The 12028-nt window shown below is 71.1% G+C and carries 12 protein-coding genes; 11 read left to right on the top strand and 1 reads right to left on the bottom strand.

Going from position 1 to position 12028, the window contains the following annotated elements; all coding sequences use genetic code 11:
• The first annotated feature begins 12 nt into the window (after positions 1-12).
• From ruvX to AB0L64_RS08120, 7 genes are all read left to right on the top strand, one after another.
• Positions 13-471: a Holliday junction resolvase RuvX gene (ruvX, locus tag AB0L64_RS08150; RefSeq protein ID WP_355691643.1), complete on the top strand. Its 459-nt coding sequence runs from the start codon at positions 13-15 to the stop codon at positions 469-471.
• Complete coding sequence (gene mltG, locus AB0L64_RS08145) at positions 468-1661, top strand: endolytic transglycosylase MltG (protein WP_363709032.1); 1194 nt, start codon at positions 468-470, stop codon at positions 1659-1661. Before ruvX ends, mltG begins: the two co-directional genes overlap by 4 nt.
• A complete protein-coding gene (locus AB0L64_RS08140) occupies positions 1661-2485 on the top strand; it encodes a shikimate dehydrogenase (protein ID WP_363709030.1) in 825 nt (274 codons plus the stop codon). Before mltG ends, AB0L64_RS08140 begins: the two co-directional genes overlap by 1 nt.
• The gene (locus AB0L64_RS08135) at positions 2472-4076 is read left to right on the top strand and encodes an FAD-dependent oxidoreductase (protein ID WP_363709028.1); all 1605 of its coding nucleotides are present in this window, start codon (positions 2472-2474) and stop codon (positions 4074-4076) included. The genes AB0L64_RS08140 and AB0L64_RS08135 overlap by 14 nt, the downstream gene beginning before the upstream one ends.
• A gap of 14 nt (positions 4077-4090) precedes the next feature.
• Positions 4091-5143, top strand: coding sequence for a DUF2330 domain-containing protein (locus AB0L64_RS08130; protein ID WP_363709026.1), 1053 nt, complete (start codon positions 4091-4093; stop codon positions 5141-5143).
• Between the two features lie 20 nt (positions 5144-5163).
• Complete coding sequence (locus AB0L64_RS08125; RefSeq protein ID WP_363709024.1) at positions 5164-5871, top strand: A24 family peptidase; 708 nt, start codon at positions 5164-5166, stop codon at positions 5869-5871.
• 90 nt (positions 5872-5961) lie between these two features.
• Positions 5962-7545 (top strand): FAD-binding protein, encoded by a 1584-nt coding sequence (locus tag AB0L64_RS08120; RefSeq protein WP_363709022.1) that lies wholly within the window; start codon positions 5962-5964, stop codon positions 7543-7545.
• On the opposite strand, the gene AB0L64_RS08115 is transcribed toward AB0L64_RS08120, so the two are convergent.
• Positions 7530-8663, bottom strand: a complete 1134-nt coding sequence (locus AB0L64_RS08115) for an ADP-ribosylglycohydrolase family protein (RefSeq protein WP_363709020.1) — start codon at positions 8661-8663, stop codon at positions 7530-7532. The two genes, AB0L64_RS08120 and AB0L64_RS08115, sit on opposite strands and share 16 nt — an antisense overlap.
• 120 nt (positions 8664-8783) lie before the next feature.
• Here AB0L64_RS08115 and AB0L64_RS08110 point away from each other — a divergent pair, with 120 nt between their 5' ends.
• The 4 genes from AB0L64_RS08110 to aroB are packed head-to-tail and all read left to right on the top strand — an operon-like array spanning position 8784 to position 11819.
• The gene (locus AB0L64_RS08110) at positions 8784-8984 is read left to right on the top strand and encodes a hypothetical protein (protein WP_355691658.1); all 201 of its coding nucleotides are present in this window, start codon (positions 8784-8786) and stop codon (positions 8982-8984) included.
• A gap of 50 nt (positions 8985-9034) precedes the next feature.
• Positions 9035-10234 carry a chorismate synthase gene (gene aroC / locus AB0L64_RS08105; RefSeq protein ID WP_363709018.1) on the top strand — a complete coding sequence of 400 codons (1200 nt, stop codon included), beginning with the start codon at positions 9035-9037 and terminating at the stop codon, positions 10232-10234.
• Positions 10231-10731 carry a shikimate kinase gene (locus AB0L64_RS08100; protein WP_363709016.1) on the top strand — a complete coding sequence of 167 codons (501 nt, stop codon included), beginning with the start codon at positions 10231-10233 and terminating at the stop codon, positions 10729-10731. The genes aroC and AB0L64_RS08100 overlap by 4 nt, the downstream gene beginning before the upstream one ends.
• Positions 10728-11819, top strand: coding sequence for a 3-dehydroquinate synthase (aroB, locus tag AB0L64_RS08095; RefSeq protein ID WP_363709014.1), 1092 nt, complete (start codon positions 10728-10730; stop codon positions 11817-11819). The genes AB0L64_RS08100 and aroB overlap by 4 nt, the downstream gene beginning before the upstream one ends.
• Positions 11820-12028 lie beyond the last annotated feature (209 nt).

The following is a 12028-nucleotide window of genomic DNA, read 5'->3' as shown; positions in this document are numbered from 1 at the left end:
AGACGTGGTCAGATGAGACGTGGCGTGCGGATCGCGCTGGACATCGGGGACGCCCGGATCGGCGTCGCCAGCAGCGATCCGCATGGGATCCTGGCTACGCCTGTGGAGACCGTCCGGCGTGGCCCCGGCGATCTGGATAGGATCGCGGCACTCGCCGCCGAACTGGAGGCGTTCGAGATCGTGGTCGGGCTGCCGCGTTCCCTGTCCGGGGGCGAGGGGCCGGCCGCGGTGAAGATCCGGGAGACGGCGGAGCAGGTGCGGGACAAGGTGCACGAGAAGGACACCGGAACGACGGTGCGGCTGGTGGACGAGCGGTTCACCACCGTCACCGCCGAGCGGATGTTGCGGGAACGGGGAAAGAAGGGCTCGAAGCGACGGGCCGTGGTCGACCAGGCCGCGGCGGTCGTGATTCTCCAGCACGCGCTCGACCTCGAGCGCGAGACCGGCAACCCACCCGGGAGGCCCCTGTGAACGGACCGTCGGTAGACGAAGAGACCAGTGAGGGCGAGGACCTCGGCAGCGGGCTCGGGCTGCGCGCAGAGTCCCGCGTGGAGCGGCGCGCCAACCGGCGCCGCGCTCGCGGCCGGCGCGCGTTCGGCTGCTTCGCCGGCCTGGTCTCGCTGCTCGTCGTCGGTGCCCTGGTGGCCGGCGCGGTGGTCGGCTTCGGCAAGGGCAAGGACGCGCTCGAGGGCCTGTTCTCAGCGCCCGACTACGAGGGCGCCGGCACCGGCACGGTGGTCGTCGAGATCACCAAGGGCCAGGCGACCGCGTCGATCGCGGACACCTTGGAGAAGAAGGAGGTCGTGAAGAGCGCCCGTGCCTTCGAGCGGGTGGCCCGTGACGACCCCCGCTCACTGCAGATCCAGGCGGCGACGTACACGCTGCGCAAGCACATGTCGGCCAAGGCGGCCCTCGCGCTGATGCTGAACACCGCCGAGTCGGTCAGGGTGGCCCGGATCAGCGTCCCGGCCGGCAAGACCAAGGCCGAGGTCGCGCTGATCCTGCAGGGCTCGAAGCTGAAGCTGCCGGCCGGCGCCGCCGCGACCGCGCTCGGCAAGCCCGCCCTGCTCGGCCTCCCGCCGTATGCGCACAACAACGCCGAGGGCTTCCTGTCTCCGGGGACGTACGACGTGCCGAAGAACGCGAACGCCTACACGATGCTCAAGCTGATGACGGCCGAGTACAACAAGAACGCGGCCTCGCTGGATCTGGTGAACACGGCGAGCCGGAAGAAGCTCGACCCGTACCAGGCGGTCATCGTGGCCAGCATCATCGGCGCGGAGACCAACCGGTCGCAGGACTACGCGAAGGTCGCGCGGGTGATCTACAACCGGCTCGCGGCCGGGATGCGGCTGCAGATGGACTCGACGATCCACTACGTGGTCGGCCGGGACGGCGGTGTCTTCACCACGCCCGAGCAGCGGAAGGACCCGTCGCCGTACAACACCTATCTGCACAAGGGCCTGCCGCCGACGCCGATCAACTCGCCGACCCGTGACGAACTGCGGGCCGCGATCAACCCGGCGCAAGGTTCCTGGCTGTACTTCACGCTGGTCAACCTGGACACCGGCGAGACCGCGTTCGCCAGCACCAACCAGGAGCACGAGGCGAACGTGGCCAAGCTCCAGGCCTGGTGCCAGGCGCACAAGGGCCGGTGCTGATGACGCGGTGCGCGGTGCTCGGTTCGCCGATCGCGCACTCGCTGTCACCGGCGATGCACCGGGCCGCGTACGCCGCCCTCGGCCTGGACTGGCAGTACGACGCGTACGAGGTGGAGGAAGCCGAGCTCGCCGGGTTCGTGGCGGGCCTCGGTCAGGACGTCCGTGGGTTGTCGCTGACGATGCCTTTGAAACGCGTCGCGCTCGACCTCGTGGACACGGTGGACCCGGTCGCGGAGCTGATCGGCGCGGCGAACACGATGCTGCTCGAGCCGGACGGATCTCGGTCGGCGCACAACACCGACGTACCGGGGCTGGTGAACGCGTTCGCCGAGCGCGGCATCACCGCTGCCGAGTCCGCGGTCGTGCTGGGCGGTGGAGCGACGGCAGCCTCGACCCTCGCCGCGCTGCGCGGTCTGCAGGTCAGTGAGGTGACCCTGGTCGTCCGTGACGTCGCCAAGGCGGAGCGCCTGCGCGATCTGGCCGCGGAGCTCGGGCTCCGGACGGCGGTCGCGGACTTCTCGCAGGTCGAGCAGATCGGCGGCTTCGACCTGTGCGTGTCGACACTGCCCGGCGGCGCGGCCGACCCGTGGGCCGAGCACTTCGCCGGCGTCGCGCCGGTGGTGTTCGACGTGGCCTACCACCCGTGGCCGACGCGGCTCGCCATCGCGGCGCACCGGGTCGGTACGGAGTTGTTGAACGGACTTGATCTGCTCGTGCATCAGGCGACCCTCCAGGTGGAGATGATGACGGGTAGGTCGCCGGCTCCTCTGGCGGCCATGAGGGCTGCCGCGCGTGAGGAGCTCGGGGATCGTGAGCCTGCTTGACCGTCGTACCGTTCTGAGAGCCGGCGGCGCCGTTTGGGTTGGCGGAGCCGTGGTCACCGTGGCCGGCTGCGGCGACTCGACGAACGACACCGGCGGTACGGCGAGCCCGTCGCAGACCCCGAGCGCCACCAGTTCGACGACAGCTCCGCCGAGCACCACCTCTTCCGCGACACCGAGCACAACCCCGAGCACAACCCCGAGCACAACCCCGAGCACGACACCGGGCGGCAGCCCCGGCACGTCGGCGCCGACGCACACGGGGGCCGGGCCGAACTGGAACACCTTCGCCAGGTCACTGAAGGGCCGCCTGTACCTGCCCTCCACCTCGGGGTACGCCGCCGCGCACCAGCTCTTCAACCCGCGCTGGGACAGCGTCCGCCCGACCGCCGTGGTGAAGGCGGCGAACCCGGCCGACGTGCAGAAGGCGATCGACTTCGCCCGCACCAACAAGCTCGTCCTCGTCGCGAAGAGCGGCGGTCACTCGTACGTCGGCGCGTCGACGATCGCCAACGGTCTGCAGCTCGACGTCGGCGGCCTGAAGACCATGAGCTACGCGAACGGCGTCCTCACGGTCGGCGCCGGAGCCCGCCTGTACGACGTCCACGCGTTCCTCGACCGCTACGGCCGGTCGCTGCCGACGGGCACCTGCCCGACCGTCGGCGTGGCCGGGCTGACCCTCGGCGGCGGGATGGGGATCCACACGAGGACGTACGGCCTCACCTGTGACCGGGTCGTGTCGATGGGCGTGGTCACCGCGGACGGCAAGGCGCACACCGTCAGCGCCGGCTCCGAGCCCGAGCTGTTCGCCGCGCTGCGCGGCAGCGGCGGCGGCAATCTGGGGGTGGTGACGTCGTTCCAGTTCGCCACGATCCCGGCGACGAAGCTCGGGTTCTTCCGGCTGACCTGGCCGGAGTCGCAGGCCGCGGCCGTCGTCCGTGGCTGGCAGAAGTTCGCCCAGAGCGCACCCACCACGGTCTGGGGCAACCTGCACATCGATGCCAAGAGCAACGGAACGCTGTCGGTCCGGGTGCTCGGCGTGTCCACGACCGGCGACGCGACCGCGGCGGCCGCGCAGTTGGAGTCGTTCGTCGGCGCGAAGGCGTCCGCGCGGACACTGTCGGTCAAGTCGCACCTGGAAGCGGTCAAGTACCTCGGCGGCGGTACGACGAGTCCGCGCCAGGGATTCCTCGCCGGTTCCGACGTGCTCAAGGGCCCGATGGACGCCGCGACGATCACCGGGCTGCTCGGCGCGGTGAAGTCCGCCGCGCGGGCCGGGACTCCGGCGTCGGCGATCCTCGACCCGCTCGGCGGACAAGCCGCGAAGCCGCCGGCCGGCGGATCGTCGTGGCCGTGGCGGAGCGCCCTGGCCGTCATCCAGTGGTACTCCTCGGCGCAGAACACGGGCGCGCAGACCTTCATCGCGAACGGTCACCGGGCTGTGCGCGCGTTCTCCGCCGGCGCCTACGTGAACTACGTCGAGACCGGCCGGACGGTCAGTTCGTACTACGGCGCGAGCGCGGCGAAACTGGACGCCGCGAAGAAGAAATACGACCCGTCGAACTTCTTCCACACGGCGTACACCTTCGGCTAGCTAGTGTTCGGCCCGTGAAGCTTTGGCAGGTGGTCGCGGGTGTGCTGGCTGTCGGGTTCGTCGCGGCCGGGGTGACTCCGGCCTGGGCGTGCGCCTGCGGCGGGTACCTGCCGGACGCGCAGTCGGCGGCCCGGGCGTACGGCGAGAACGCGCTCGTGCAGCACTCGGACGGCACCGAGGAGATCACGCTCTCGATGGCGGTGCGCGGCGCGTCGAAGAAGGCGGCCTGGATCATGCCGGTACCGGCGGCCGCGACGGTGGAACTCGGCGAGGACGACGACCTGTTCTACCGGCTCGACCAGGCGACCAGGCCGAAGCGCGTGGTGAAGAAGACGTATTGGCCGTTCCGTGATCTCGGGATCATGGGCAGCGGTCGCGGAGACTCGGCCGGCGCCCCCGCGGCCGGAGCCGGGGTGAACGTCAAGGAGCAGATGTTGCTCGGGCCGTTCGCGGTCACCCGGCTTACCGGGTCGAGCGGGACGGCCGTCACGGACTGGCTACGCACGAACGGGTACGTCGTCCCGGCGACGCTGGCCGCCAACCTCACGCCGTACCTGACCGAGAAGTGGGAGATCGTCGCGGTGAAGCTCGCGCCGAAGCAGGACGGCGAGAGCCTGTCCGGGCGGACGCCGCCGCTGCGGCTGAGGTTCGCGTCGGACCGGATCGTGTACCCGATGCGGCTGAGCAAGGGCGCGACCACGACGCAGACGGTGACGGTGTACGTCGCGGCGGAGCACCGCGTGGACGCGACGAAGGTGCCGGACGCCGCGGTCACTCCTGAGCTGCTGTTCGCCGGCCGGGTCGAGATGGAGGCGCTGCCGAAGCCGGCCGACTTCCTGACCGCCTACACCGCGACGTACCGCGAGCCGGGCCGGATCACCGACGACTTCACGTTCACCCGGGCCGCGAACGACGACGAGTACCAGCGGATCACCTACGTCACCCGGAACGAGGGATTCTGGAGCACCGTCGCGGTGCTCTTCGGCTTCGTGCTGCTGCTCGGCATCGGTGCGGTGGTGCTCGCGCGGGTGCTGGCCCGGCGGGCGGCCGCGCGCGCCGGCCGGTAGATCGTCTAGGGTCGTCGATCGTGCCGGCTGACAACGCGTTGCTCGCTGCCGGGATCGGCGTGGTCGTCTGTGGTCCCGTGGCGGCCGTGCTCGGTCCCTGGCTGCTGCGCCGCATTCCCGAGCCGGAGCTGGACGAGGGCGAGACGAAGGTCCCGTACGCGGTGCTGGCCGGCCGGCGCGCGGCGTACTGGTGCGGCGGACTGGCTGCGGTCGCCGGCGGCCTGCTCGGCCTGTTCCTCGGCCTGGATGCGGTGCTGCCGACGTGGCTCGTGCTGGCGGTGGCGGGCGCGATCCTCGGCTACATCGACGCGCGGACGCGGTTCCTGCCGTCGGTGATCATCTGGCCGACGTACGCGGTCGTGGGCGCCGGACTCGTGGCCGCGGCGGCGGCGACGGGGGAGTGGGGATCGTTGCGCCGGGCAGCGATCGCGGGAGCGATCGGGTTCGCGGTGTTCTACGTGCTGTGGTTCGCGTTCCCGCGCGGCGTCGGGTTCGGTGACGTGCGCTTGTCGGGGCTGCTCGGGCTCGCGCTCGGCTGGCTCGGCTGGGGCGAGTTCGCGTCCGGTCTGTACGGCGGGTTCTTCCTCGGCTCGGTCGTCGGGATCGTGCTGATCGCGACCCGCGTGATGACCCGCAAACAGATGGTCCCGTTCGGGCCGTTCATGCTCGCCGGGGCGCTGGCCGGTGTCCTGCTGGGTGCGCCGTTGGAGCGGCTGTACGCCGGATAGGGGAGTACCGGACTCCACCAGATGGTTGATGTGCGGACACTGCCTGCCTTCCTAGGGTCGAAGCATTCGAACTCTCGGGAGGGAAACTCAATGCCAGTCAGTCGTCGTGGTCTCCTCGCCGGAACCGCTGTCGCGGGTGCCGCGCTCGCCATCCCTGGTACGGCGTCGGCGGCCGTCGGCACCGCGGCCGGCGACACGATCCGTCCGGACGACGCGCGGTACCAGGACCTGGTGCTGCGCGGCCAGAACCGTCGGTTCGTCGCGAGACCCGACTACGCGCGGGTGATCAGGTCGACCGAGGACGCGGTCGCGGCCGTGCAGGAGGCGGTCCGGAGCGGGAAGCGGATCGCGGTGCGCGGCGGCGGGCACTGCTTCGAGGACTTCGTCGACAGCACCGACGTCGAGGTGCTGCTCGACATGTCGACGTACGACGCCGTGACGTGGGACCCGCACTACCGCGCCTTCTCGATCGGCGCGGGCGCGATGCTCGAGACCGTCTACAAGGACCTGTTCTACGGCTGGGGTGTCACGGTGCCGGGCGGCGGGTGCCTGAGCGTCGGCGTCGGCGGCCATTTCGCCGGGGGCGGATACGGGCCGCTGTCCAGGAAGTACGGCTCGGTCGTCGACCATCTCTACGGGGTGGAGATCGTCGTCGTCGACGCTCGTGGACGGGCCCGGTCCGTCGTTGCCACGCGGGACAACGCGCACCGCGACCTGTGGTGGGCGCACACCGGTGGCGGCGGCGGGAACTTCGGCGTCGTCACCCGGTACCTGATGCGGACTGCCGGCGCGCCCGGCCGGTCACCCGCCGACTCGTTGCCCAAGGCACCGGCCGCGTTGCGGTCCAGCCTGCTGCTCTACGACTGGAAGACGATGACCCAGGCCGGGTTCCTGCGCACGGTGCGGAACTGGTTCACGTTCTTCGAGCAGCACAACACCGCCGACTCGCCGTACGCGACGCTCTACGCGCCGTTCATCCTCACGCACTCGTCGGCGGGCCAGTTCCTGCTGTCCACGCAGATCGACGCGGCCGCGCCGGACGCGGCCGGACTGATGAACGCGTTCAACGCCGCGATGGTCGCCGGCGTGGACCCGAAGCCGCAGGTGATCGACGTCGGCGAGGGAGCGTTCCTGCACACCACGATGGAGCGGTCGATCGCTGAGACGCCGTCGCCCGGCCGCGGGAAGTACAAGGCCGGCTACCTGAAGAAGGGGTACACCGACGAGCAGATCCTCGCCATGTACCGCGGGCTCACGGACACGACGTACAGCGGGCCGGAGTCCTCGGTGCTGCTGATCCCGTACGGCGGCAAGGTGAACACGGTGCCGTCCGGCGCGACCGCCGCCGCGCAGCGGGACGTGGTCGCCAAGATGGTGCTGAGCGCGTCGTGGTCCGCGGCGGCGGACGACGACAAGCACATCGGGTGGGCGCGGAAGGTTTACGCCGACATCTACCGCGGCACGGGCGGCGTCCCGGTGCCGGACGCGATCAACGCCGGGTCGTACATCAACTATCCGGATGTGGACCTGGCGGATCCGGCGTACAACACGTCCGGGGTGCCGTGGCACGACCTGTACTACCTGGGAAACTACCCGCGGCTGCAGCAGATCAAGGCGAAGTGGGATCCGCGCAACGTGTTCCAGCACAAACTCTCGATTCAGCCGCCCGGGTAGCGGTTGGTCCACGCGGTGTACGGCCCGTAGTCGCCGTGCAGCCGCTTGCCTCGGGTGAACTCCAGCGCGAAGTCGTCGGCGAGCTGGAGGATGACCGGACGTCCCTCGACGGTGAAGACGAGCTCGGCGGGCAGCGCCGTCTCGCCGTGAAGGGCGCCGAGGATGTTCCCGCAGATCGCGCCGGTCGAGTCGCTGTCGCCCGAATGCGTGACGGCCAGCGCGAGCGCGTCGAGGAACTGCTCGGGCTCCGGACAGGCCAGAGCGGCGTACACGGCGATGGCGAGCGCCTCTTCCGCGACCCAGCCGCCGCCGAGGCGCTCGACCGTGACCGGTCCGGGTTCCGCCGTCGCGGCCAGCTGCCGGGCGAGCGCGAGCGCCGTACTGGTCTCCTCGTGGCCCTCGTGCTGGACGAGCACGCTGGTGGCGCGGGTGATCGCCTCGTCGAGGCTCGCTCCGGCGCACAGCTCGCGGATGATCGCCGCCAGTGCGCCGGACGCGAGCTTGCCGGTCGGGTGGCCGTGCGTGTATCCGGCGGCGGTCGCGGCCGAGTCGAAGACCCAGTCGGCCGGGAAGTAGTCGGGCAGCAGCCCGAACGGCGCGACCCGCATGACGCCGCCGCACCCCTTCGAGTCGTTGACGGCCTGGTCGCCGTACTGCCGGATCCGGGGCTCGCCCTTGCGCGCCTGCGTCAGCGCGGTCAGGCAGGTGTTGCCCGGCGCCCGCCGCGCGTACAGCCACTGCTCGCCCAGCAGCCAGCCGTCAGGTGCACCGGTCGGGCCCGGCAGGTTCTGCGTGTCCAGCCACCGGTCGTACGCGTGCTGGACGACCGCCACGGTGAAGCCCAGCCCGCGGTCGGTCCGCACACTCGCGCGGATCAGTCCCTCGACGGTGAACAGGGTCATCTGGGTGTCGTCGGTGACCGTCCCCGCGGGCCATCCGCCGGCGATGAACCCCCGTACGCCGTCCGGGTGCTTCCCGAGGATCGTCCCTGCGTCCTCGAACTCGACCGGTCCGCCGAGCGCGTCTCCGATCGCACCGCCCAGCAGGCACCCACGCACCCGCGCCCGCCACGTCTCCTCAGCCCTTCGAGTCATACCCTGCGTCATGCCCTGCGTCATGCCAGGACCCTATAGAGGGGTGGTGCCAGCGCTACCTCAGGACGGGTTCCAGGGCCAGTTCGTGCGGCGCTTCTGGCTTCTACGGTCGTTGTATCAGCAGATCGTTCGAAGGAGCGCATGATGACCACCGCATTCCGTCGTACCGCCGGGCGCCTGGCCGTGGCGGCCCTCGCCACAGCGGCCCTCACGGGCGCCGCGATCGCCGGCGGTCAGGCAGCCACGGCCAGCACCAGCTGTCAGGACTCCCCGATCGCCAAGACCTTCAACGCGGTCCTCGCGGTCCGCACCGGCCCGACCCAGGAGAACCAGGCCTGCGGCTGAGTCTGAGACCCGTGTCTGCGGGTCGGGACAGCCGTGAAAGAATCGGGCCCATGCTGCGCTGGCTCACCGCCGGCGAGTCGCACGGACAAGCGCTCGTCGCCGTACTCGAAGGTCTTCCCGCAGGCGTTGAGGTCACCACGGACGACGTGGCCGACGCCCTGGCTCGTCGTCGGCTGGGCTACGGCCGCGGCGCCCGGATGAAGTTCGAGCGGGACGAGGTGACGTTCGTCGGCGGGTTCCGGCACGGGCTGACCCTCGGCAGCCCGGTCGCGATCCAGGTCGGGAACACCGAGTGGCCCAAGTGGCAGCAGGTGATGAGTGCCGACCCGGTGGACGCCGAGACGCTCGAGGGCCTGGCCCGGAACGCGCCGCTGACCCGGCCGCGGCCCGGTCACGCCGACCTGGCCGGCATGCAGAAGTACGGGTTCGACGAGGCCCGCCCGGTGCTCGAGCGGGCCAGTGCCCGCGAGACCGCGGCCCGGGTCGCGCTCGGCGAGGTCGCGGCCCGCTTCCTCCGCCAGGCGTACGGCGTGACGATCGTCAGCCACGTCGTCGAGCTCGGCACCGTGAAGGCGCCGTACGGCGTGATCCCGGCGTACTCCGACGTCGCGAAGCTGGACGCGGACCCGGTGCGCTGCCTGGACCCGGACGCGAGCAAGCAGATGGTCGCCGAGATCGACGCCGCGCAGAAGGCCGGTGACACGCTCGGCGGCGTCGTCGAGGTCGTCGTCGACGGGCTGCCGCCTGGCCTCGGCAGCTACGTGCACTGGGACCGCCGCCTCGACTCCAAGCTGGCCGGTGCGCTGATGGGCATCCAGGCGATCAAGGGCGTCGAGCTGGGCGACGGCTTCGAGCTGGCCCGGACCCCGGGTTCTCAGGCGCACGACGAGATCGTCGCCGAGGACGGCGCGGTCCGGCGGACCAGCGGCCGCTCGGGCGGCACCGAGGGCGGCATGAGCACCGGTGAGACGCTCCGGGTGCGCGCCGCGATGAAGCCGATCGCGACCGTTCCGCGGGCGCTGCGCACGATCGACACCGCGACCGGCGAGGCCGCCGCGGCGCACCACCAGCGCTCGGACGTCTGCGCGGTCCCGGCGGCCGGCATCGTCGCCGAGGCGATGATCGCGCTGGTGCTGGCCGAGGTGTCGCTGGAGAAGTTCGGCGGCGACTCGGTCGCGGAGACCGCGCGCAACCACCAGTCGTACCTGGCGAACCTGCCGGCCACGATCACCCCGCGGGAGTGGGAGTGAGCCCCGTCGTCGTCCTGGTCGGCCCGCCCGGATCGGGCAAGTCCACGATCGCGGCCCTGCTGGCCGAGCGGCTGGAAGCCAGGCATCGCGACACCGACTCCGACGTCGAAGCCGGCGCGGGCAAGCCGATCTCCGAGATCTTCGTCGACGAGGGCGAACCGCATTTCCGCGCGCTGGAGCGGGCCGCGATCGTCGCCGCGCTGCAGGACGACGGCGAGGTGCTGTCGCTCGGCGGCGGCGCGATCCTGGACCCCGCGACCCGGGCGGACCTGACCGGCCACACCGTGGTGTTCCTCGACGTCAGCCTCGGCGAGGCGTCCAAGCGCGTGGGGCTGAGCGTCGCCCGGCCGCTCCTGCTCGGCAACGTTCGCACCCAGCTGCGCAACCTGATGGAAGCCCGGCGGCCGTTGTACGCCGAGGTCGCCAAGCTGACCGTGATGACGGACGGCAAGACCCCGGATCAGATCGCCGACGAGATCCTGGGGCAGCTCCCGTGAGCGCGCGGATCCGCGTCCAGGCCGCCGCGCCGTACGACGTTGTGATCGGCGACAACCTGCTCGGCGAACTGCCCGGCCTGCTGGGCGAGGGCGTGCAGCGGGTGGCGGTGATCCACCCGCGCGCACTGCGCGAGACCGGCGACGCGATCCGCGACGACCTGACCGGGTCGGGCTTCACCGCACACGCGATCGAGATCCCGGACGCCGAGGAGGCCAAGACCGCCGAGGTGCTGGCGTACTGCTGGTCGGTCCTCGGCCAGGCCGGCTTCACCCGCTCGGACGCGATCGTCAGCGTCGGCGGCGGGACGACGACCGATCTCGCCGGGTTCGTCGCGGCCACCTGGCTGCGCGGCGTCAAGGTCGTGCACATCCCGACGACCCTGCTCGGCATGGTCGACGCGGCGGTCGGCGGGAAGACCGGGATCAACACCTCTGAGGGCAAGAACCTGGTCGGCGCGTTCTGGGAGCCGGCCGGTGTGCTGTGCGACCTGGCCGCGCTCGAGACGCTGCCGGTCAACGACTACGTCAGCGGCCTCGCCGAGGTCGTGAAGTGCGGCTTCATCGCCGACCCGGTGATCCTCGACCTGGTCGAGAAGGACCCGTCCGGCGCGACGAGTCCGTCGTACGCCGCGACCGAGGAGTTGATCGCCCGGTCGATCCAGGTCAAGGCCGACACCGTGGGCGCGGATCTCCGCGAGCGGACGACGACGGCCGGCGGCCGGATCGGGCGCGAGGCGCTGAACTACGGGCACACGCTCGGCCACGCGATCGAGCGCGTCGAGCGGTACAAGTGGCGCCACGGTGCCGCGATCAGCATCGGCATGGTGTTCGTCGCCGAGCTGGCCCGCGCGGCCGGCCGCCTCGACGACGCGACCGCCGACCGGCACCGCGCCGTCCTGGACTCGCTCGGCCTCCCGGTCAGCTACCGCGCCGACGCCTGGCCGCACCTGCAGGACGCGATGAAGCTCGACAAGAAAACCCGCGCCGACCGGCTCCGTTTCGTCGTCCTCGACGCGCTGGCGAAGCCGACCATCCTCGAGGCTCCCGACCCGAGCCTTCTGGTCGCGGCGTACGGCGAGATCAGTTGATCCACCAACCGAGCGCGCTTGCCGTCGAGCGCATCTTCTGACACATCCGCGAGTAGTCACCGGACCTGGGCCACTCACCAACCCTGGTTGCCGGGTGGTCCGGGCGCGGAGTTGAGCGTGCAGCGGCTCGTGGTGCTTCGGTTGGTGAGTGACCCAGGTCCGCAGTACCCACGGAGCGGTCGGGAGAGCCGGGGCGACCGGGTGACCGG

The sequence above is a fragment of the Kribbella sp. NPDC051936 genome (genome assembly GCF_040680955.1).
Classification (GTDB): Bacteria; Actinomycetota; Actinomycetes; order Propionibacteriales; family Kribbellaceae; genus Kribbella.
The sequence above is the reverse complement of the archived record's forward strand: the minus strand, read 5'-3'. Positions and strand labels throughout refer to the sequence as shown.

Bases quoted from the DNA above. Each gene is read 5' to 3' on its own strand.
- ruvX (WP_355691643.1), top strand. From the start codon at position 13: ATGAGACGTGGCGTGCGGATCGCGCTGGACATCGGGGACGCCCGGATC.
- AB0L64_RS08115 (WP_363709020.1), bottom strand. From the start codon at position 8,663: ATGACGCAGGGCATGACGCAGGGTATGACTCGAAGGGCTGAGGAGACG.
- aroC (WP_363709018.1), top strand. From the start codon at position 9,035: ATGCTGCGCTGGCTCACCGCCGGCGAGTCGCACGGACAAGCGCTCGTC.
- AB0L64_RS08140 (WP_363709030.1), top strand. From the start codon at position 1,661: ATGACGCGGTGCGCGGTGCTCGGTTCGCCGATCGCGCACTCGCTGTCA.
- AB0L64_RS08110 (WP_355691658.1), top strand. From the start codon at position 8,784: ATGACCACCGCATTCCGTCGTACCGCCGGGCGCCTGGCCGTGGCGGCC.
- AB0L64_RS08120 (WP_363709022.1), top strand. From the start codon at position 5,962: ATGCCAGTCAGTCGTCGTGGTCTCCTCGCCGGAACCGCTGTCGCGGGT.